A 19646-nucleotide genomic window follows, 5' to 3' on the forward strand; every position below is an offset into this window, starting at 1 on the left:
GCCCTGGGGGAGACCATGATGACGTCGAGTCAGGCCAGCGCCGGCGCGCTGCTCCAGCTGATCCGCAGTGGCCGCGCCAACACCCGGGCCGAGCTCCAGCACACCACCGGGCTGTCCCGCTCCACCGTGGGGCAGCGCCTCGACCTGCTCAACCGGGCCGGTTGGCTGCGGCACACCACGGGTGCCTCCACCGGCGGCCGTCCCTCCCACCGGATCGCGTTCGACCCGACACACGCCTCGGTCATCGCCCTCGACCTGGAGACCCGGCACGCCCGCGCCGCCGTCCTCGACCTCGCGGGCACCATCCTGGCCGAGCACACCGGACCGATGGACATCGGTGAGGGTCCGGACCACGTGCTGGACCGGCTGGGCGCGTGGCTCCCGGACCTGATCGCGGCGGCCGGTGTCCCGGCGTCGCGCGTCGTGGGCATCGGGCTGTCCGTGCCCGGCCCGGTCGACTGGGAGACGGGGCGGGTCATCGAGCCACCCATCATGCCGGGCTGGGACCGGTACCCCATCCGGGAGCGGCTCCAGCGGGCGTACGCGGCACAGATGGGCCTGGGCCCGGAGGCCGAGGCCGTTCCCGTCCTGGTGGACAACGACGCCAACCTCATGGCGCTGGCCGAGCACCAGGCCAACCACCGCGACTGCTCGTCCTTCGTCCTGCTGAAGGTGTCCACGGGAATCGGCGCCGGTGTCGTCATCGGTGACAGCCTCTACCGCGGCATCGACGGCGGCGCCGGCGACATCGGGCACATCCGCCTGCACGACCGGTCCGACGCGCTGTGCATGTGCGGCTCCCACGGCTGCCTCGCGGCCGTCGCCAGTGGGCGGGCGATCGCCAAGGAACTGTCCGCCCTGGGCCTGGAGACCGCCTCCGGGCGGGACGTCCGACGGCTGCTCAACGAGGGCCACCCCGACGCCGTACGCCTGGCCCGCGAGGCCGGACGAAGGGTGGGCGAGGTCCTGGTGACCGTCGTGACCCTGCTCAACCCCGGCGTGCTCATGATCGCCGGGGAGCTCTCCGGGGTGCCCTTCCTGACCGGGGTGCGGGAGCTGGTCTACCAGCGGGCCATGCCCCGTGCCACCGCCAACCTCCAGGTCGTCACCTCGCGGCTCGGCGACCACGCGGGGCTCGTCGGAGCCGCCGCCATGGTCGTGGAGCACCTCTACTCCCCCGCGGGCGCCGACGCCCGGCTCGAACGCCTTGACGCATGACCGCCGCCCGTCGTCCCCGACAGGACGCCGAAGGACCCCCGAAGACAGGAACGCCGTGACCACTGCCCCCGCCCCCTGGAACCACCGGCCCGTCGAGGTCGGGCTCGTGGGTGCCGGCCCCTGGGCCCGGACCATGCACGCCCGGGTGCTCGCCGCCGGCCCCGAGACCCGGCTCGCCGCGGTCTGGGCCCGCCGCACGGAGGCCGCCCGTCAGGCCGCCGCTCCCTACGCCGCTCATGTCGCCGCCGGCTTCGAGGAGCTGCTGGACCGCTGCGAGGCAGTGGCGTTCGCCGTGCCGCCCGCCGTCCAGGCCGAGCTGGCGCCGCTGGCCGCGAAGCGCGGCAAGGCCCTGCTGCTGGAGAAGCCGCTCGGCCCCGATCTGGCCGCGGCCCGCCGCGTGGCCGACGCGGTCGCCGAGGCCGGTGTCGTCTCCCAACTCGTGCTGACCAAGCGCTATCACCCGGCCACCCGGGCGTTCCTCGAGGCCGCACGCGCCGTCGACGTGGCCGGGGCTCGCTCCTGCTACCTCCACGGCGCCTTCCTGGAGGGAGACTTCGCCACCGGCTGGCGCCTCGAGCACGGTGCCCTGCTCGACCTCGGCCCCCATCTGCTGGACCTGCTGGACACCGCGGTCGGCCCCATCACCGACATCCGCGCCACGGGCGACCCGCGCCGCTGGGTGGAGCTGACCTGCGAACACGCGAACGGCGCCGTCAGCCAGGCCTCCCTGTCCGGTGCCGTGGCCGTCCCCCGCACCCTCACCCGCGTCGAGCTCTTCGGTCCGCAGCAGCCGCTGGTCTACGACACGGCCGACATCGACCACGAGGAGTGCTGGCCCGTCCTGCGCAACGACTTCGCGTCGGCTGTCCGCACCGGCACGCCGACCCCGATCGACGCACGGCGCGGCCTGTACCTGCAAGGCCTCCTCGACCGTGCCCGCTGCACGTGAAGAACCCCCGGCCTGTGCGACAGGGCGGGGGTCGGTGTTCTTCAGGGAGCGCCGGGCAGGCCTTGCACCTGCATTTTCCCGCAGGAAGCGGGACGTCTTTCCTTAGACGACCAACGCGTGGGCGCCGTCCGCCGTAATGGCGCGTGCCCAAGATCGACTCTAGCCCAGTCGCGCCCGTGACGCACATCGAGACCACTGCGACCCCCCGAGGGGCTTCCGACCAGCTGGTCCAGTAGCGACACCACCAGGCCTTTTGCTTTTTCTTTGCGTTGCGGGAACCACTTGGCCCCCGACTGCGTTCCTCATGGTGGCCGCGAGAAATCGCGGCCGAGGACCGATACGCATACGCAGCAACAGAAGCCGAGGTGGCACGAGTGGCGATGTGGGACAAGATCAAGGACCAGGCCAAGACCTTCCAGCAGTCCCAGGGCACTCGGGGAGCGACCGGATCCGGGCACGGATCGCAGGGGCATCAGGGGTACCAGGGGTCCGGCGGGTCGGGCTCGTCCTCCGGCGGTTCCAAGGCCCAGCTGATCGGGCTGTTCAAGACCCAGCTCGCCTCGGTCAAGACCGAACTCAAGAGCGGCGCCTACCGGGATGCCAGCATGGCCATGTGCGCGCTGGTCGCCGCGGCCGACGGACACGTGGAACCGGCCGAGCGCCAGCGCGTGGAGGAGCTGATCGTCTCCAACGAGGTGCTGCAGAACTTCCCGGCGGACCAGCTCCGCCAGCGGTTCAACCAGCACGTGGACCGGCTCCTGGGCAATTTCGAGCTGGGCCGGAGCGAGGCCCTGCAGGTGATCGCCAAGGCCGCCAAGAAGCCCGCGGAGGCCCGGGCGGTCATCCAGACCGGCATGGTCGTGGCCGGGGCCGACGGGGTCTTCGAGCACGCCGAGCAGCAGGTGATCCGCGAGGCCTGCACGGCCCTCGGAGTGTCGCCCTCGGAGTTCGGTGTCTGACCTCCCGCTCGACGAGCGTCTCGTACGACGCCTGGTCGGCCGGCAGTTCCCCCAGTGGGCGGAGCTGCCGGTCGAGCGGTTCCCGTCCGGTGGCACGGTCAACGCGATGTACCGGCTGGGCGACGAGTTGGTCGTCCGGCTGCCGCTGATCGAGGGCGGAGTCGAGGACGTCGCGCGGGAGCGGACCTGGTTGCCCCGCCTGTCCGCCCTGCTGCCCGTCGCCATTCCGGAGGTGCTCGGCGCCGGCGCGCCCGCCGACGGCTTTCCGTGGCCGTGGTCGGTGTACCGGTGGCTGCCCGGCGGGATCCCCGAGGCCGGGGCGTTGAGCGAGCCCGTGCCGCTGGCCGAGGACCTGGCGGGTTTCGTCGCGGCGATGCGAGAGATCACCCTGCCGGACGCGCCGGGGGCCCACCGCGGCGGACCGCTCTCCACGCAGGACGCGGAGACCCGGGCGGCGATCGGTGAGCTGCGCGGTCTCGCCCAGGAAGGCATCGACTGCGATGCCGTGACCGCCGTGTGGGAGGACGCCCTGCGGGCCCCGGAGTGGGACGGGCCGCCGGTCTGGCTCCATGCCGACCTGATGCCGGGAAATCTGCTGGTGGACGGCGGCAGGTTGTCCTCGGTCATCGACTTCGGATGCATGGGGGTGGGCGATCCGGCCTGTGACCTGTTCCCGGCGTGGAACCTGCTGCCGGCCGACGCCAGGGAGGTCTTCCGCGACGCGCTCGGCGTGGACGACGCGACCTGGCGCCGCGGCCGGGGCCGCGCCCTCTCCCAGGCGGTGATCGCGCTGCCGTACTACCGGGAGACCAACCCCGCGATGGCGCACAACGCCCGTCATGTGATCCGGGCGGTGCTGGGAGAGGACGCCTGAGCCGGTGCTCAGCTGTCGTAGTCCACGGTCAGCTTCTCGGAGACCGGGTACGACTGGCAGGTCAGGACGTAGCCGGCGTCGACCTCGGCGGCCTCGAGGGCGAAGTTGCGCCGCATGTCGGCGCTGCCGTCCGTGACCAGCGCGCGGCAGGTGCCGCAGACGCCGCCCTTGCAGGCGAAGGGCAGGTCGGGGCGGCTCTTCTGGGCGCCGTCGAGGATGGTCCGCTCCCGGGAGAGGGAGGCGGTCGTGGAGCGGCCGTCCAGGGTGATGACGACCTCGCTGACGGGGCCCTGCGGGCCTGCCTCCTCGTGCCGCACCTCCCGCACGGGCTCGTCGTCGGCGAAGAACAGCTCCCGGTGGACACGCTCGGCCGGGACGCCGAGGCCGGTCAGGACCTGCTGGGCGGCGCCGACCATGCCCTGCGGTCCGCACAGCCACCAGTGGTCCGCGGCCTCCAGGTCCACCAGGGAGTCGACGAGCGCCGAGAGCCGTTCGGCGTCCAGGCGGCCGGAGAGCACCTCGGCCTCGCGGGGCTCGCGGGAGAGCACGTGGGCGAGCTGGAAGCGGGCCGGATACAGGTCCTTCAGGTCCGCCAGCTCGTCGGCGAACATCACCGTGTCGGTGCGGCGGTTGCCGTAGAAGAGGGTCACGGTCGAGCGGTCGTCGGCGGCCAGGACCGACTCGGCGATGGACATCATGGGGGTGATGCCCGAGCCGGCCGCTATCAGCACGTGGTGGCCGGGGGTGGTGAGGTCGGGCGTGAAGAGGCCGGTGGGTCCCATCACCTCGACGGTGTCGCCGGGGCGCAGCTCGCCCACGAGCCAGGACGAGAACAGCCCGTCCGGCACCACCCGGACCCCGATGCGCGGTGCCGCACCGACCGGTGAGCAGATCGAGTACGAGCGGCGCTCGTCCCGCCCGTCGACCTCGCGGCGCAGGGTGAGCGACTGGCCGGGCGCGAAGGCGAACTCCTCGGCGAGCTCGTCCGGGATCTCGAAGCTCACGGCCGCCGCGTCCGCGCACAGTCGCTGGACCTCGGCGACGCGCAGGCGGTGGAAGGCAGGACGGCGGCGGGTGCGCACCGGCGCTGCCGAGGCGGGGGCGGTCGGGGCCATCAGATCTCCTTGACGTACTCGAACGGCTCGCGGCAGGCCCGGCAGCGCCACAGCGCCTTGCAGGACGTGGCGGCGAAGCGGGAGGTCTCCTCGGTGTCCGCGGAGCCGCACCGGGGACAGGGCACCGTGCGCCGGGTCGGCGTCAGCACCAGGGAGACCGGGCCGCGGGGCGCCGCTCCGGGCGGGGCGATGCCGTGCTCGGCGAGCTTGCGGCGGCCGGACTCGGTGATCCAGTCGCTCGTCCAGGGCGGGTCGAGGACCGTGCGGATCTCCACGCGCGCGTACCCCGCGTCCCGCAGCCGGGCGGCGACGTCCGCACGCATCTCGGCCATGGCCGGGCATCCCGAATAGGTGGGGGTCAGGCTCGCGACCACGGTGCCGTCCCCGGTCACCTCGACGTCGCGCAGGACGCCGAGGTCGGCCAGGGTCAGCATGGGCAGCTCGGGGTCGGGCACCTGCTCGGCGACGTGCCGGGCGCGCCGGGTGTCCAGGAGTGCGGTCACCATGTCGCCTCCGGGTGGGCGCGGGCCACGCTCTGCAACTCGACCAGCAGCGGCGCCAGATGCTCGGTGTGCTCGCCGGCGCGGCCGGAGCCGGGCAGCGGGCGGTACACCGGCAGGGGCAGTCCTGCCGCCTCGGTGACCTGGCGCAGGTCCTCGGCCACCTCGTCCCGGACGTCGTACGCCGCGTGCAGTTCGCCGACGTAGGGCGCGACCTGCTCCAGCGCGGCGCGCATCCTGCGGTGCGACTCCTCGGTGCCGTCGCCCAGGCGTACGGCCCACTCCGCGGCGTACTGACGGTGGTACGTCAGCTCCTTGACGCCCTTGGCCGCGACCGCCGCGAGGACCGGGTCGGGGTGGGACACGAGGCGTTGGAAGTGTGCGAGGCGCCAGCTGGAGAGCACCAGGAGCCGTACGACGGCGAAGGCGAAGTCACCACCGGGGAGTTCGGCCAGGCGCACGTTGCGGAAGGCGTCGGCGTCCCGGAAGTAGGCGTAGGCGTCCTCGCCGTGGCCGGTGCCGTCGACCTGGCCGGCCCGCGCGTACAGCAGGCGGGCCTGGCCGAGGAGGTCGAGGCCGATGTTGGCCAGCGCCACCTCCTCCTCCAGCTCGGGGGCGCGCGTGACCCACTCGGCGAGCCGCTGGGCCGAGACCAGGGCGTCGTCGGCGAGCGCCACGCAGTCCGCGGCCAGCTCACCGGCGTCGACGCCCGCGGGCACGGTGGTGTCGACGCCGTGCAGCGGGTCCTCGAAGCCGGTGCCGTAGGCCCAGCGGGTGTCGTCCTCGTGTCCCTCGGCCAGGGTCAGGTAGACGTGGTCGTCACTCATGCCCTGCTCCTAGATGTGGGGGACGTCGTCGGGGATGTCGTAGAAGGTCGGGTGGCGGTAGACCTTGTCGGCGCTGGGGGCGAAGAAGGGGTCCTTCTCGTCGCGGGTGGAGGCGGCGATGTGCTCGGAGCGCACGACCCAGATGCTCACGCCCTCGTTGCGCCGGGTGTAGAGGTCGCGGGCGTGGGTGAGCGCCATCGCGTCGTCGGCGGCGTGCAGCGAGCCGACGTGGACGTGGTTGAGGCCGCGCTTGCCGCGCACGAACACCTCGTACAGCGGCCAGTCCTGCTTCGCGGGGGTCATGCCGCCGCTCCCTTCTGTGCGCGGGCGGCCTGCTTGGCGGCGTGGGCGGTGGCCGCCTCGCGCACCCAGGCGCCCTCCTCGTGGGCGGTACGGCGCCGCTCCATGCGCTGTTCGTTGCACGGGCCGTCGCCCTTGATGACGCGCATCAGCTCGTCCCAGTCGGGGGTGCCGAAGTCGTGGTGCCCGGCCTCCTCGTTCCACCGCAGCTCCGGGTCGGGCAGGGTGACGCCCAGCTTCTCGGCCTGGGGGACGGTCATGTCGACGAAGCGGCGGCGCAGCTCGTCGTTGCTGTGCCGCTTGATCTTCCAGGCCATCGACTGCGCGGAGTTGGGCGAGGCGTCGTCGGGCGGGCCGAACATCATCAGGGACGGCCACCACCAGCGGTTCACCGCGTCCTGGACCATCTCCCGCTGGGCGTCGGTGCCACGCATCATCGTCAGCAGCAGCTCGTAGCCCTGGCGCTGGTGGAACGACTCCTCCTTGCAGATCCGCACCATCGCGCGCGCGTACGGCCCGTAGGAGCTGCGGCACAGCGGCACCTGGTTGCAGATCGCGGCGCCGTCCACGAACCAGCCGATCACACCGACGTCGGCGAAGCTCAGCGTCGGGTAGTTGAAGATCGACGAGTACTTCTGGCGCCCCTCGATCAGCCGCTGGGTGAGGTCGGCGCGGTCCGCGCCCAGTGTCTCCGCCGCCGAGTACAGATACAGCCCGTGGCCGGCCTCGTCCTGGACCTTGGCGAACAGGATCGCCTTGCGGCGCAGCGAGGGCGCCCGGGTGATCCACTCGCCCTCCGGCTGCATGCCGATGATCTCCGAGTGCGCGTGCTGGGCGATCTGCCGGATCAGCGTCTTGCGGTACCCCTCCGGCATCCAGTCGCGCGGCTCGATGCGCTGGTCGTGCGCGATCGTCGCGTCGAAGTGCTCCTGCAACGCGTCCGGGGGCGGCGCCTCGGCGGCGTGTGTCGTGGTCATCGTCACCAGCTTCCCAACCGACCATTCGTTCGGTATCAGTGTGGCGGGTTTTCCGGCGCCGGGCAAGACCCGGAACCTCGCCGCTCACCCTCTTGACAGGGCAACCGCACGGCTGGATTACTGGGCCGTGCCGCGCGCGGACCGAATGGTCGGTCGGGAAGCAAGGTGGTGGACGAGGTAGTGGGACGAGGTGGTGGGACAGTGACGGGACAGGTGGCAGGACAGGTGCCGCGGACCATGGAGCCGACGCCCACGGAGGTGATGTTCGCCGCGGACGAGGCGTCCCGGCGGCTGGGCATCGAGCTCGTCGAGCACAGCGAGGGGAGCGCCGTCCTGCGGATGACCGTGACCCCGGCGATGGTGAACGGACACCGCATCGCCCACGGCGGCTACCTCTTCCTGCTCGCCGACACCGCCTTCGCCTGCGCGTGCAACAGCCACGGTCCCGTGACCGTGGCGGCGGGTGCCGACATCGTGTTCGTCGCGCCGGCCCGCGAGGGCGACGTGCTCGTGGCCAGCGCCGAGGAGCGCACCCGGTTCGGCCGCAGCGGCGTCTACGACGTGAGCGTGCGGCGCGGCGGGGAAGTGATCGCGGAGTTCCGCGGCCGCAGCCGCAGTGTGCGGGAGACCACGGCGCGCGAGACGCCGGGCACGACGACGAAGGAGTCGCGATGAGCAGCGAGCCGACGACCGGGACGACCCTGTCACCCCGCCGCGGAGAGCCCCTCCCCCACGACCTGCTGGACGACGCCGAGCGGCTGGACCGGGAGCAGCTCCGGGAGCTCCAGCTCGACCGACTGCGCACGACCCTGCGGCACGCCTACGAGAACGTGGAGCTGTACCGGAAGAAGTTCGACGCCGCCGGGGTGAGGCCCGAGGACTGCCGCAGCCTGGCGGACCTGGCCAGGTTCCCCTTCACCACCAAGACCGACCTGCGGGACACCTACCCCTTCGGCATGTTCGCCGTCCCCATGGCCGACGTGCGGCGCGTCCACGCCTCCAGCGGCACCACCGGCCGCGCCACCGTCGTCGGGTACACGGACAACGACCTGTCCACGTGGGCGGACGTCGTCGCCCGCTCCATCCGGGCCGCGGGCGGCCGGCCCGGTCACAAGGTGCACATCTCCTACGGCTACGGCCTGTTCACCGGCGGCCTCGGCGCGCACTACGGCGCCGAGCGCGCCGGCTGCACGGTGATTCCCGCCTCCGGCGGCATGACGGCACGCCAGGTGCAGATCATCCAGGACTTCCGGCCCGAGATCATCATGGTCACCCCGTCCTACATGCTCACCCTGCTCGACGAGTTCGAGCGGCAGGGCGTCGACCCGCGCACCAGCTCCCTGAAGGTCGTCATCTTCGGTGCCGAGCCGTGGACCGAGGAGATGCGCCGCGAGATCGAGGAGCGGATGGACATCCACGCCGTCGACATATACGGCCTGTCCGAGGTGATCGGCCCCGGCGTGGCCCAGGAGTGCGTCGAGACCAAGGACGGGCTGCACGTGTGGGAGGACCACTTCTACCCGGAGGTGGTCGATCCGCTCACGGACGCCGTGCTGGCCGAGGGCGAGGAGGGCGAGATCGTCTTCACCTCTCTCACCAAGGAGGCGCTCCCCGTCGTCCGCTACCGCACGCGCGACCTGTCCCGGCTGCTGCCGGGCACCGCCCGGCCCGCCTTCCGCCGGATGCAGAAGGTCACCGGCCGCTGCGACGACATGATCATCCTGCGCGGCGTGAACGTCTTCCCCACCCAGATCGAGGAGATCGTGCTCCGCACGCCCGGCGTCGCCCCGCACTTCCAGATCCAGCTCACCGAGCGCGGTCGCATGGACCACATGACCGTGCGGGTCGAGGCCCGCCCCGGCGCCGGTCCCGAGCAGCGCGAGGCGGCCGCCAGGGCGATCGGCCAGGGCGTCAAGGACGGCGTGGGTGTCACCGTGGACGTGGAGATCGTCGAGCCGGAGGCCCTGGAACGCTCCCTGGGCAAGCTCCGCCGGGTGAGGGACCTGCGCGGGGCCTGACCGGCTGACCAGGGAAAAACGTGAGCACGGACACTTCCGTTCCTCACTCGTGCTGGTGTGCGCGGTGATGCGGATGGGCAGGAAATGCATGATCGGGGGAGGTTGAGTCCGTCCAGGGGGGAAATCCCGTGCATGTGTGTGTGATCGGTGCCGGTCTGTCCGGGCTGGCGGTGGCCCATGCTCTCAAGGAGCGCGGCATCGAGTTCGTCTGCCTGGAGAAGGCCCCCGACGTCGGGGGGATCTGGCGTCAGCCGCAGGCCGGCGAGCGCGGTCCCGGGTATCTGTCACTGCATCTCAACAGCGCCAAGCAGCTGACCGGTTACACCGACTTCCCGATGCCGTCGTCGTACCCGCTCTATCCCCGGCACAGCGAGGTCGCCGCCTATTTGCGGTCCTTCGCCGAGTGGTCGGGCGTCCTGGACCGGGTCGAGCTGCGTACCGAGGTCATGTCCGTACGCCAGGACGCGGACGGCAGGTGGACGGTCGACAGCAGGGGCCCGGACGGCGCGGTGACGTCGCGTCGGTTCGAGCACGTGGTCGTCGCCTCGGGGCACCACACCGAGCCCGCACTGCCCGACCCCCTCCCGACGGGCGCCGACTCCTTCGCCGGAACGATTCTCCACTCCCTCGACTACCGCACCGGCAGCGACTTCGCCGGACAGCGCGTCGTCGTGGTGGGCCTCGGTGCGTCGGCGGTGGACATCGCGGCGGACCTGTCCCGGCACGCCGCGCAGACCGTGCTCTCGGTGCGCCGGGGCCTGCACATCCTGCCCAAGCAGCTCTACGGGATGTCGCTCGACGAGATCGCCGAGGCGCCCTGGTGGAGCGAGATGACCTTCGCCGAGCAGCGCAGCTGGGTGGAGCAGGCCCTGCTCGTCGCCCGCGGCAGGCTCTCGGACTACGGGCTGCCGGAGCCCGACCACCCGATCTTCTCCTCGGCGGTGACCCTGTCGGACGAGATCCTCAGCCGGATCCGGCACGGCGCCGTGACCCCGAAACCCGGGATCGACTCCTTCGACGGCGACCGGGTGGTCTTCACCGACGGCACCTCCGTGGCGGCGGACGCGGTCGTCTACTGCACCGGCTTCCACATGACCTTCCCCTTCCTGCCCGCCGGTTGCCCGGTGGCCGCGGACGGCTCGGTCGAGCTGTACAGACGGATCGTCCCGGCGGACCGGCCGGGGCTGTACTTCGTCGGTCTGATCCGGCCCGTCGGCTCGATCAGCCGGCTGGTGGAGGCCCAGGCGCGGTGGGTGACGCGGATCATCGCCCGGGAGGTCACGCTGCCCGCGGCGGACGAGATGCGCCAGGAGATCGGCACCTACCTCGCCGGGATCGTCCAGCGTTACGGCCGCACCCGGGGCGCCTCGATCCAGGTCGACGTGGGCCCGTACCTGGCGGAGTTCCGGGAGTCGCTGCCCGTGTGAGTGTTCCGCCGGGCGCCGCCGCGCAGTCCGCGACGGCGCCCGGTCACGTCCTTGCCCGAGAGTTCCCGGTGGATCGCACCGGGAGCCCTCTCGTGTGCGGACGGTCCGGTCAGGCCACCGGCACCGGCACCGGTTCGCGGACGGTCTCCACGGCAGGCGGCCGGACCGCGTACGCCTCCGAGGAGAGGTACGCCGTCACCCGCGGCGGCTGGTCCCGTTGGTGGGCGAGGGCCAGGTAGGCGATCAGGCCCACCCCGTCCTCGAGCCGCCGCTCGGTGAGGGCGGCCAGGGCGCGGTCGAGTACGGAGGCGTCCATGCCGTGGTCGTGCAGCACTCTGGACGCCCGCGCCAGGGCCTCCCCGTCATGCCGGACGTAGTCACGAACCGGGATGTACAGGGTGAATCCACTCGGCCGCTCCGTGCCGAGGTCGGTGAAGGAGTGGCAGGACTGACCAGGCCGTCCGCCGAGCCCGCCCGTGTCGGAGCCGAGATCCACGGCCGTGCGGAAGAAACCCTCGACCGCCGTCGGCACGGGGCCCGACTCCATCCGGGACAGCCGTCCGGCCTGGCCGGCCGTGAGGTTGTCGTGGCGCAGGTAGACCTTCGCCCGGGGTTCCGCCCAGTCCCCGAGGTCCAGGGCGAGGAACGGATATCCACTGCCCTGGGGAAGGCTGTCGAAGGCCCGGCGGTACCCAAGCCGGTGCAGGGCCTCGCGCACCGTCGCGGCGGAACGTTCCTCCCCGCCCGCCGCCGGGTTCAGGTAGACCTTGACCGCGGGTACGCCGCCGGGTCTGAGTTCCAGGGCGCACCACAGGGCGAGGGGGCCCCGCGGAGCGGGTGGCAGGAACAGGTCCCGGAGTTCGTCGAGGGCGTCGGTGGCGAAGTGCCAGCGCCGCGCCATCGTCCGGATCGCCTCCAGTCCGGCACGGCCGTTGTGTGCCAGGCTGGTTGCGCCGCAGCCCGGTTCCACGAGGACCCTCATGGCGGGCGCCGCGTCCGGCCGGAAGGAGAGGGAGAACTCCACGGGGGTGTGGTCGTCGGACAGAAAGGTGCGGGTGGGCGGCGCCAGGCTCAGCGGCCGCTGGGCCACCGGGCCCAGTGCGTCGGTCAGGACCTGTGCGTAGGTCTCGACGTCGGCGCGGGACAGGCCGGCGACCGAGCCGAGTCTTCGTAGCTGGCCGCCGGTGAAGGAGCCGAGCGTGGGCGTGCCCCGCGGGTCCGCGGCCGTCGGCGCGGCCCTCACCGGTCCGACCCCGGCCGGAGCCGCCCAAAGCGATACCCGCCTCGGGGGGCGGGTATCAGGGGGTTCGGCGCCGGGAAAGCGGCGTACGTGGATATGTGGTCCACGACACCTCCTTTGACTCGTAAGCAACTTGAATACCGCGTTGCTCACTACCCGTGCCGTTCGATCTTCATGCGAAAGGGGCTGGTTGGGAGGGTGTTGCGCACATCACCGTGTGAGCCAGTTGAGGAACTGGCTCCACATCCCCTTGTGTTCGGCCGGACGGGCCGGACCCGCCGGCTTCTCCTGCCCGGGCGACGCGGTGGCGGGCCCCGCTTCGCCGCGCCGTGCGGCACGCACCGGGGTGAACCGGGCCGGAAGTGTGGCCAGAGCCCGGTTGAAGGGGCCCGGACGCCAGGTCAGGCTGTCCTCGGGGACGGCGAGTTCGACGTCGGGCAGTTCGTTGAGCAGGTACTCGATGGCCGTGACCGTGATGTGCCGGGCCGGTTCCTTGGACGGGCAGGCGTGCGGGCCCGCGCTCCAGGCGAGGTGCGCGCGGTTGCTGCCCGCCTGGCGGGACGCCTTGAGGGCGGGACCGGTGTTGGCGGCGGCGAAACTGACGAGCACGAGGTCGCCCGCCTGCATCTGCTGTCCGGCCAGTTCCGTGTCGGCGGCCGGGTAGTGCGGGGCGAAGTTGGCCATGGGCGGGTTCTCCCACAGCGTGTCGTCGAGCGCCTCGTCGATCAGTCCGCCCTCGCGGGCGTACCGCTCGTGGGTCAGGAGCCGGTGCAGGGTGTTGCCGAGGAGGTTGCGCAGGGGTTCGGCTCCCGCGCTGAGCAGCAGGGCGAGCTGGTGGACCATCTCCTCGTCGTCGAGTCGGGCCTCGTGCTGCATCAGCCAGGAGGTGACGTCGTCCCCGGGCTTGCGCCGCTTGAGCGCGACCAGCTCCCCCACGGCCTCGAAGAGCACCGCGGCGGCCTTCTCCGCGTTGACCCCGTCGAACATCCCGGTGATGCCGAACAGCACCCGGTCGCCGATGTCGGCGGGGCAGCCGAAGAGTTCGTTGAAGACGAACAGCGGCAGCTGCCGGGCGTAGTCGCCGAGCAGATCGGCCGAACCGCGGCCGGCGAACTGGGAGATGAGGTAGCCGGAGATCTGCTCGGTGCTCCGGCTCAGCCGCCGGGTGTCCACCCGCGCCATGCTGTCGGTGACCGCCTGCCGCAGCCTGAGGTGGTCGGCGCCGTCGGCGAACATGCAGTTCTGCCGGTAGGCCAGCAGCGGCACCACCGGGCTGTCCGGGCCCACCTTGCCCTCGTTGAAGGCCCGCCAGCGACGCGCGTCCTTGCGGAAGGAACCGGAGTCCTGCAGCAGTTGGAGCGCCGCCGCGTAGTCCGTGACCAGCGTCGCCTCGACCCCGGGGGCCAGTTCGACGGGTGCGGCGGCCCCGTAGTGGCGCAGGTACTCGTAGTACGCCTGCGGGTCGGCGGCGAACTCCGGTCCGTGCAGCGGCACGCGGGCCCCGGAGCCGTGGGCCGGGCACCCGGGCGGAGGCACCGGGGCGGTGTCGTGGGCGTTCATGTCTGCTCCCAGCTCCTAGCGGGTGCGGTCCAGCAAGTAGCGGACGAGGGTGGTCAGTGCGGCGGCCGAGGACTTCTCGTCGCGGGCGTCGCAGGTGACGACGGGGGTGTCGTCGAGCAGGTCCAGGGCCTCGCGCAGGGCCCGCTCGTCGCGCGGCGGGGCGCCGTCGAAGTGGTTGACGGCGATGGCGTATTCGAGCCCGTACTGCTCGATGAGGTCGATGACCGGGAAGGAGTCCGCCAGCCGCTCGGGGTCGACCAGCACCAGCGCGCCGAGCGCGCCGCGTGCCATGTCCTCCCACATCTGCACGAAGCGCTGCTGGCCGGGGGTGCCGAACAGGTAGAGCACGACGCGGTCGCTGATGGTGAGACGGCCGAAGTCCATGGCGACCGTGGTGGTGGTCTTGCCCTGGACCCCCTTGAGGTCGTCGACCGACTCGGCGGCCTGCGTCATCGTCTCCTCGGTGGACAGCGGCTCGATCTCGGAGATGGAGCCGATGAGGGTGGTCTTGCCCACCGCGAAGTGCCCGACGACGAGGATCTTGACCGCGGTCTGCGTCGCTCCGCCGCGTACGTAGTCCCGCTCATCCAAACTTGGCGCGGAGCCCATTGAGCACCTCCTCCAGGATCTCCCGGTCGGCGAGGGCGGCGCGGGCCACCGGCGGGCGGGTCATGACGTGGCCGCCCTCCATGAGGGACGCCAGCAGGATCCGCACCACGCCCAGCGGGTAGTGGGTGTGGCCGGCGATCTCGGCGACCGAGAGGTAACCGGCGGAACAGAGGTCCAGCAGGTTCTGTTCCTCGGGCGACAGCCGGGTGGTGGGCCGCTGCGTGTGGCCGGCCGACGCGGTGACCAGGGTGATCAGGGAGAGCTGCCCGTCGTCGGGCAGCCCGCGGCCCTTGGTGATGACGTACGGCCGTACTAAGGCGGCGGCTTCCGGCTCCCAGCCGTCGTGGCCGGTCACGAGCGGCTGCCGAGGTTCTCGCGCGGCGGGGTCGTCAGCCGCTTGCCGAGCTGGGCGACGAGCTGCTGCATCCGGAAGGTGATGTCGGCCATGTCGACCTCCGGGGAGGCGGAGACACCGAGGTAGGCGCCCTCGCCGGCGGATATCAGGAACACCCAGCCGCCGTCGAACTCCACCAGGGTCTGCCGCCACGCCTGGTGCGGGTCCTCACAGAAGAAGGCGAGGGTACGGCTGAGTGACTGCACACCGCTCATCGCCGCGGCGACCCGGTCCGCGTCGTCCCTGTCGAAGTCCTGCGTGCGGGCCATCAGCAGTCCGTCGGCCGATATCAGGACCGCGTGCAGGGCGCCGGGAATCTCCAGGGCGCTGTCGAGCATCCATGACAGATCGTCGTTCACGAGTCCTCATGTCCTTCGCTGCTTGCACCGGGTGTTCTGCTCGTCCGGTCCGAGTCCGGGCCCGAGTCCTGGGGCCGGGTGACGCGGCCGGTCTGCGTGCCCCGCTGGAATGCCGCCATGACCTGCGCCTGCTCGGAGTCGGAGCGGCTCGCGGAGCGCGGGGCGGACGCGCTGCCGGGCACGATGGCCATCGGGCGCTTGCGGCGGCGCCGGGGAAGTCCGTCACTCGTCCGGGACGGGGCGGGCGCGGACTCCTCCGGTCCCCCCTCCGGGCCCGGCCGGGCGGTGCCGCGGGGGGCCGGGAGGGGTGCCTTCTTCTCCGGCATGGCGGTGAGCAGTTCGTGCGGCAGCAGCACCACCGCGCGCACACCTCCGTAGGGGGAAGAAGAATCCACCGACACCTCGAAGCCGAAGCGTTCGCACAGCAGGCCGATGACCGCGAAGCCGAACTGCGGCGGGTTGCCGAGGCCGGCCACGCCCGAGGCGCGCTCGGTGGCGAGCAGCTTGTCGGCGCGGGCACGCTCCTCGTCGCTCATGCCGACGCCCGCGTCGTCGACGACGACGCAGATGCCCTTGGGCACGGTCCGGATGTTGATCTCGACGACGGTGTCGGGGCTGGAGTAGCTGGTGGCATTGTCGAGCAGCTCGGCGAGGGCCAGGGCGACGGGTTCGACGGCCCGGCTGGTGATGCCGAAGTCGACCTGGGAGAGGATCTCCACCCGGCGGAAGTGCCGGATCCGGCCCTGGGCGCTGCGGACGACGTCGTACACCGAGGCGGTGTCGCGTCGGCCCCCCAGCCAGCCGTCGCACAGCACCGCGATGGACTGGGCGCGCCTACCGAACTGCGAGTTGGTGTGGTCGATCTCCAGCAGGTCCTCGAGGAGCGCCGAGTCGCCGTACTTGGTCTGCAGCCGGGAGAGCACCAGCTGCTGTTCGGCGGCGAGGCCCTGCAGGGTCCGCATGGCCGACTTCAGAACGGTCTTGGTCTCGTCCTCGGCCCGCTCCTGGGCGGCCTGTACGGATTTTCCGTAATCGCTCTCCAGCTCCGTGTAGTGATCCCTGAGGCCCTGGACCTCCTGCCGCAGGGCCCGGGCCGCCTTGCGCTGCCGGCTGACGAGCACGGCGGCGGCGACGAGGGCGACGAGAAGGACCCAGAGCAATGGGTTCCCCATGTATTCCGTCATAAGACTCTCTTCAGGCGACTGACGGCCGGCTTGCTGAATTCCCGTCCACGCGGGCGGCCCGGTGGACTGCCCGTACCGGGGGTGCTGTCCGAACGGTCCCTGAAGTCGGGGATGCCGTCTTTCACCCATCCGCCCGCTCCGCAAACGCGGTGATCGTATCACCGCATGATCAAGCGAATTCACGTCAAGATGCGTTCGTCCAGGACTGGTTGGAGACCACCCCGAGCCCGGACTTCTTCGGTCGGTACAGTCGGCCCCGTGAAGGATGCACAGGACACGTTCCGCCGGAGCGAGAGGCCCACGCGGGGCGGCACGGGATGACGCCGGAGGCCATGGCCGCGGTGTTCGCGGCGGGCGTCGGAGCCGGCGCCATCAACAGCGTCGTCGGCTCCGGGACGCTGATCACGTTTCCGGTGCTGCTGGCCACGGGGCTGTCGCCGGTCACCGCCACGGTGTCCAACGCGCTCGGCCTCATCCCGGGGTCCGTCAGCGGGGCCATCGGCTACCGCAGGGAACTGCGCGGCCAGCGGCGGCGCGTCCTGAAACTGGGCGTCGGCGCGCTGCTGGGCGGCCTCGCGGGCGCCACGCTGCTGCTCTCCCTGCCGGCCAGTGCCTTCGAGACCATCGTGCCCGCTCTGGTGGGCCTCGCCCTTGTGCTGGTCGCCCTCCAGCCGCAGCTCGCCGCACTGGTGCGGCGCCGCCGTGAACGCACCGGCGCCCGCGCCCGGCGCGACGGCGGCCCGGTGCTGTTCGGCGGCCTGACGCTGGCCAGCGTCTACGGGGGCTACTTCGCCGCCGCGCAGGGCATCATCTACCTCTCCCTGATGGGCATGCTGCTCGACGAGTCCCTGCAGCGCCTCAACGCCGTCAAGAACGTGCTCGCGGCCGTCGTCAACGCCGTCGCGGCGCTCTTCTTCCTCTTCGCCGCGGACTTCGACTGGACGGCCGTCCTCCTCATCGCGGCCGGCTCCGGACTCGGCGGTTACGGCGGAGCCAGGATCGGGCGCCGCATCAGCCCCTTGCTCCTGCGGATACTCGTCGTCGCGGTCGGCACGGTGGCCCTCGTGCAGCTGCTGCTGCGCTGAGCCCACCGGCTCCGCGAGGCGCCGTGCGCGGTGCGCGGTGCCACGGCACAACTGCCGGCGCATAACGGCGCGTTATGAGAAGTCGGGATTGGTGGCCCCGGAACCGGGCCGGACATGCTGAGTGCCCCCACACACCCACACGCGCCCCGACGCGTGTCGCCGGAATCGAGGAGCCTTGCGCATATCCAGACTCGTCCCCACCTTGACGGCCGCTCTCCTGGCCGCGCTGCTGTCGACCCTCGCGTTCGTCCCGAGCGCCTCCGCCGCGGAACCCCGGCCCGGTGACGGCGGCCCCCAGCCGATCATCGGCGGCGGCTACGCGCAGAACGCCCCCTGGGCGGCCCGCCTGTTCTCCAACGGCACCCAGACCTGCTCCGCGACCATCATCTCCCCCACCTGGATCCTGACCGCCAAGCACTGCGTCGGCGGCGGCGGGCTGTCCTTCCGCATCGGCAGCCTCGACCAGAGCTCCGGCGGCACCGTGGCGGGCGGCGTACAGACCACGACCCACCCCTCGGCGGACCTCGCGCTGGTGCGGCTCGACCGCTCCGTCTCCGCCTCCTACGCCACGCTCGGGCAGCCGGGCACGGTACGGGTCGGCCAGACCGTGCAGGTCTACGGCTGGGGAGCCACCTCCCGGTGCGGCTCGGAGATCAACTGCCAGTCCCGGTACCTGAAGGTCGCGAACGTCAGCGTGACCCAGGGCTGCCGCGACGCCTACTACGGTTCCGCGATCTGCGCCCGCCCCGTCGACGGCATCACCGCGGGCGGCGACTCGGGCGGTCCGATGATGGCCGGGGGCGTCCAGGTGGGCGTCGCCTCGACCAGCGACCGGCAGAGCACCACGGCGTACACCAACGTGACCGCCTACCGCTCGTGGATCCAGTCGGTCGCGGGCGTCTGACCCGGTTCCGCCCCCCTGCGCCCCGTCTCCGTCACGGCGGAGGCGGGGCGCAGTACTCCGCGTCCAGGGAGCGGACGGTTCGGCAAGCGCGTGGTGGATGCATCTACCGTTTCCTCCGTGTACGACGGCGTCCCACGTGAAGGAGCTCCGGTATGACCGGGCAGGCAGCCCATTCCCTGGTGTCCGAGGACACGACGGCCGTGCTCCGGCTCGAGGACGTGGGCGTCCGCCGCTGCACGACGGAGCAGTTGATCCTCGACGGGATCGACTGGACGGTCCGGCCCGGAGAACACTGGGCCCTGCTCGGGGCCAACGGCGCCGGGAAGACCACCCTGCTGCGCCTGCTGGGCGCGCTCATGCACCCCACGACCGGCACGGTCGAGGTGCTCGGCAGCCTGCTCGGCCGGGTGGACGTCCGTGAGCTCCGGGCGCGCATCGGCCACGTGACCTCCGCCCAGCGGGTGCCGCAGGACCTCACCGCCCACGCGGTCGTGCTCACCGGCCACAGCGGCACCGTGCAGCCCCTGTGGCGCACGTACGACGACGAGGTCCGGCTGCGCGCCCACGACCTGCTGACCGAACTGGGCGTCAAGGAGCTGGCCGACCGGCCCTACGGCGTGTGCTCGGGCGGGCAGCGGGCGCGCGTCCTCATCGCGAGGGCACTGATGGCCGACCCCGCCCTGCTGCTCCTGGACGAGCCGTTCAACGCCCTGGACCTGCCCTCGCGCGAGGATCTCGTCGAGGCCATGCACCAACTGGCCGAGGGGCGGCCGCAGCTGGCCACCGTGACGGTCACCCATCATCTGGAGGAGCTGTTCCCGGCCGTCAGCCACGCCCTGCTCCTGCGTGAGGGCCGGACGCTGTCGCGGGGACCCGTGGCCGGGGTCCTGACCGACGCCCTGCTGACCGCCTGCTTCGGCCGCGACATCACGGTGGCCAGGCGCGACGGCCGCTGGTCGGCCTATTCGGGCCGGCGCACTCAAGGCTGAGCCCCCGGCGGACCGGCGTGTGTGCTTCGATTTCAGAAACATGACGTGTTTCGGAAACGTGACGCACCGACGAATACGTCATTGCAGCCAAGGCCAGTGCGTCCAGCGGACCTTGACCCCTTTTTGCCCCGCGGATAGCGTCCACGACATGCGGAAAT

At 71.8% G+C, this 19646-nt stretch carries 21 protein-coding genes; 10 read left to right on the forward strand and 11 right to left on the reverse strand.

What is annotated here, in order from left to right:
* Positions 1-18 precede the first annotated feature (18 nt).
* From ACIGO6_RS25355 to ACIGO6_RS25370, 4 genes are all read left to right on the forward strand, one after another.
* Positions 19-1218, forward strand: a complete 1200-nt coding sequence (locus ACIGO6_RS25355) for an ROK family protein (protein WP_399879793.1) — start codon at positions 19-21, stop codon at positions 1216-1218.
* A 55-nt stretch (positions 1219-1273) separates the two neighbouring features.
* On the forward strand, positions 1274-2167 hold the full coding sequence (locus ACIGO6_RS25360; RefSeq protein WP_399879795.1) for a Gfo/Idh/MocA family protein: 894 nt from the start codon (positions 1274-1276) through the stop codon (positions 2165-2167).
* A 374-nt stretch (positions 2168-2541) separates the two neighbouring features.
* Positions 2542-3126, forward strand: coding sequence for a tellurite resistance TerB family protein (locus tag ACIGO6_RS25365; RefSeq protein ID WP_399879797.1), 585 nt, complete (start codon positions 2542-2544; stop codon positions 3124-3126).
* A complete protein-coding gene (locus ACIGO6_RS25370) occupies positions 3119-4000 on the forward strand; it encodes an aminoglycoside phosphotransferase family protein (protein WP_399879799.1) in 882 nt (293 codons plus the stop codon). The genes ACIGO6_RS25365 and ACIGO6_RS25370 overlap by 8 nt, the downstream gene beginning before the upstream one ends.
* Positions 4001-4008: 8 nt before the next feature.
* Here ACIGO6_RS25370 and paaE read toward each other — a convergent pair whose 3' ends face one another.
* The 5 genes from paaE to paaA are packed head-to-tail and all read right to left on the reverse strand — an operon-like array spanning position 4009 to position 7719.
* Positions 4009-5115: a 1,2-phenylacetyl-CoA epoxidase subunit PaaE gene (paaE, locus tag ACIGO6_RS25375; protein ID WP_399879801.1), complete on the reverse strand. Its 1107-nt coding sequence runs from the start codon at positions 5113-5115 to the stop codon at positions 4009-4011.
* On the reverse strand, positions 5115-5621 hold the full coding sequence (paaD, locus tag ACIGO6_RS25380; protein WP_399879803.1) for a 1,2-phenylacetyl-CoA epoxidase subunit PaaD: 507 nt from the start codon (positions 5619-5621) through the stop codon (positions 5115-5117). Before paaD ends, paaE begins: the two co-directional genes overlap by 1 nt.
* Positions 5615-6442, reverse strand: coding sequence for a 1,2-phenylacetyl-CoA epoxidase subunit PaaC (gene paaC / locus ACIGO6_RS25385; RefSeq protein WP_399879805.1), 828 nt, complete (start codon positions 6440-6442; stop codon positions 5615-5617). Before paaC ends, paaD begins: the two co-directional genes overlap by 7 nt.
* 9 nt (positions 6443-6451) lie before the next feature.
* Positions 6452-6745, reverse strand: coding sequence for a 1,2-phenylacetyl-CoA epoxidase subunit PaaB (gene paaB, locus ACIGO6_RS25390; RefSeq protein ID WP_356556211.1), 294 nt, complete (start codon positions 6743-6745; stop codon positions 6452-6454).
* Complete coding sequence (gene paaA, locus ACIGO6_RS25395) at positions 6742-7719, reverse strand: 1,2-phenylacetyl-CoA epoxidase subunit PaaA (protein ID WP_399879807.1); 978 nt, start codon at positions 7717-7719, stop codon at positions 6742-6744. Before paaA ends, paaB begins: the two co-directional genes overlap by 4 nt.
* Positions 7720-7956: 237 nt before the next feature.
* Here paaA and paaI point away from each other — a divergent pair, with 237 nt between their 5' ends.
* From paaI to ACIGO6_RS25410, 3 genes are all read left to right on the forward strand, one after another.
* Positions 7957-8394, forward strand: coding sequence for a hydroxyphenylacetyl-CoA thioesterase PaaI (paaI, locus tag ACIGO6_RS25400; RefSeq protein ID WP_399879809.1), 438 nt, complete (start codon positions 7957-7959; stop codon positions 8392-8394).
* On the forward strand, positions 8391-9737 hold the full coding sequence (gene paaK, locus ACIGO6_RS25405; RefSeq protein WP_399879811.1) for a phenylacetate--CoA ligase PaaK: 1347 nt from the start codon (positions 8391-8393) through the stop codon (positions 9735-9737). Before paaI ends, paaK begins: the two co-directional genes overlap by 4 nt.
* Positions 9738-9865: 128 nt before the next feature.
* Positions 9866-11164 (forward strand): flavin-containing monooxygenase, encoded by a 1299-nt coding sequence (locus ACIGO6_RS25410; protein WP_399879813.1) that lies wholly within the window; start codon positions 9866-9868, stop codon positions 11162-11164.
* A gap of 109 nt (positions 11165-11273) precedes the next feature.
* On the opposite strand, the gene ACIGO6_RS25415 is transcribed toward ACIGO6_RS25410, so the two are convergent.
* The 6 genes from ACIGO6_RS25415 to ACIGO6_RS25440 form a co-directional block, all read right to left on the reverse strand.
* Positions 11274-12407 carry a tryptophan dimethylallyltransferase family protein gene (locus tag ACIGO6_RS25415; protein WP_399879814.1) on the reverse strand — a complete coding sequence of 378 codons (1134 nt, stop codon included), beginning with the start codon at positions 12405-12407 and terminating at the stop codon, positions 11274-11276.
* Between the two features lie 207 nt (positions 12408-12614).
* Positions 12615-13964: a cytochrome P450 gene (locus ACIGO6_RS25420; protein ID WP_399879816.1), complete on the reverse strand. Its 1350-nt coding sequence runs from the start codon at positions 13962-13964 to the stop codon at positions 12615-12617.
* A gap of 15 nt (positions 13965-13979) precedes the next feature.
* Positions 13980-14573 carry a GTP-binding protein gene (locus tag ACIGO6_RS25425; protein WP_399879818.1) on the reverse strand — a complete coding sequence of 198 codons (594 nt, stop codon included), beginning with the start codon at positions 14571-14573 and terminating at the stop codon, positions 13980-13982.
* Positions 14548-14928: a DUF742 domain-containing protein gene (locus tag ACIGO6_RS25430; protein ID WP_399879820.1), complete on the reverse strand. Its 381-nt coding sequence runs from the start codon at positions 14926-14928 to the stop codon at positions 14548-14550. Before ACIGO6_RS25430 ends, ACIGO6_RS25425 begins: the two co-directional genes overlap by 26 nt.
* The gene (locus tag ACIGO6_RS25435; RefSeq protein WP_399879822.1) at positions 14925-15326 is read right to left on the reverse strand and encodes a roadblock/LC7 domain-containing protein; all 402 of its coding nucleotides are present in this window, start codon (positions 15324-15326) and stop codon (positions 14925-14927) included. The genes ACIGO6_RS25430 and ACIGO6_RS25435 overlap by 4 nt, the downstream gene beginning before the upstream one ends.
* Entirely contained in the window at positions 15323-16510 is a 1188-nt protein-coding gene (locus tag ACIGO6_RS25440; RefSeq protein WP_399879824.1) for an ATP-binding protein, read from the reverse strand. The genes ACIGO6_RS25435 and ACIGO6_RS25440 overlap by 4 nt, the downstream gene beginning before the upstream one ends.
* A 317-nt stretch (positions 16511-16827) precedes the next feature.
* On the opposite strand from ACIGO6_RS25440, the gene ACIGO6_RS25445 reads away from it, so the two are divergent.
* The 3 genes from ACIGO6_RS25445 to ACIGO6_RS25455 all read left to right on the forward strand — a co-directional run bounded on the left by ACIGO6_RS25445 (position 16828) and on the right by ACIGO6_RS25455 (position 19488).
* Positions 16828-17595, forward strand: a complete 768-nt coding sequence (locus ACIGO6_RS25445) for a sulfite exporter TauE/SafE family protein (RefSeq protein ID WP_399879826.1) — start codon at positions 16828-16830, stop codon at positions 17593-17595.
* A gap of 175 nt (positions 17596-17770) precedes the next feature.
* Positions 17771-18499, forward strand: a complete 729-nt coding sequence (locus ACIGO6_RS25450) for a S1 family peptidase (protein WP_399879828.1) — start codon at positions 17771-17773, stop codon at positions 18497-18499.
* A 152-nt stretch (positions 18500-18651) separates the two neighbouring features.
* The gene (locus ACIGO6_RS25455; RefSeq protein ID WP_399879830.1) at positions 18652-19488 is read left to right on the forward strand and encodes an ABC transporter ATP-binding protein; all 837 of its coding nucleotides are present in this window, start codon (positions 18652-18654) and stop codon (positions 19486-19488) included.
* Positions 19489-19646 lie beyond the last annotated feature (158 nt).

Origin of the sequence: Streptomyces sp. NPDC053750 (assembly GCF_044544295.1) — a bacterium.
Classification (GTDB): domain Bacteria; phylum Actinomycetota; class Actinomycetes; order Streptomycetales; family Streptomycetaceae; genus Streptomyces.

Excerpts from the sequence above, each read along its gene's own strand:
- ACIGO6_RS25355 (WP_399879793.1), top strand. The coding sequence starts at position 19 with ATGACGTCGAGTCAGGCCAGCGCCGGCGCGCTGCTCCAGCTGATCCGC.
- paaE (WP_399879801.1), bottom strand. The coding sequence starts at position 5,115 with ATGGCCCCGACCGCCCCCGCCTCGGCAGCGCCGGTGCGCACCCGCCGC.
- paaD (WP_399879803.1), bottom strand. The coding sequence starts at position 5,621 with ATGGTGACCGCACTCCTGGACACCCGGCGCGCCCGGCACGTCGCCGAG.
- paaC (WP_399879805.1), bottom strand. The coding sequence starts at position 6,442 with ATGAGTGACGACCACGTCTACCTGACCCTGGCCGAGGGACACGAGGAC.
- paaB (WP_356556211.1), bottom strand. The coding sequence starts at position 6,745 with ATGACCCCCGCGAAGCAGGACTGGCCGCTGTACGAGGTGTTCGTGCGC.
- paaA (WP_399879807.1), bottom strand. The coding sequence starts at position 7,719 with ATGACCACGACACACGCCGCCGAGGCGCCGCCCCCGGACGCGTTGCAG.
- paaI (WP_399879809.1), top strand. The coding sequence starts at position 7,957 with ATGGAGCCGACGCCCACGGAGGTGATGTTCGCCGCGGACGAGGCGTCC.
- paaK (WP_399879811.1), top strand. The coding sequence starts at position 8,391 with ATGAGCAGCGAGCCGACGACCGGGACGACCCTGTCACCCCGCCGCGGA.
- ACIGO6_RS25420 (WP_399879816.1), bottom strand. The coding sequence starts at position 13,964 with ATGAACGCCCACGACACCGCCCCGGTGCCTCCGCCCGGGTGCCCGGCC.
- ACIGO6_RS25425 (WP_399879818.1), bottom strand. The coding sequence starts at position 14,573 with ATGGGCTCCGCGCCAAGTTTGGATGAGCGGGACTACGTACGCGGCGGA.
- ACIGO6_RS25440 (WP_399879824.1), bottom strand. The coding sequence starts at position 16,510 with ATGACGGAATACATGGGGAACCCATTGCTCTGGGTCCTTCTCGTCGCC.
- ACIGO6_RS25445 (WP_399879826.1), top strand. The coding sequence starts at position 16,828 with ATGACGCCGGAGGCCATGGCCGCGGTGTTCGCGGCGGGCGTCGGAGCC.
- ACIGO6_RS25455 (WP_399879830.1), top strand. The coding sequence starts at position 18,652 with ATGACCGGGCAGGCAGCCCATTCCCTGGTGTCCGAGGACACGACGGCC.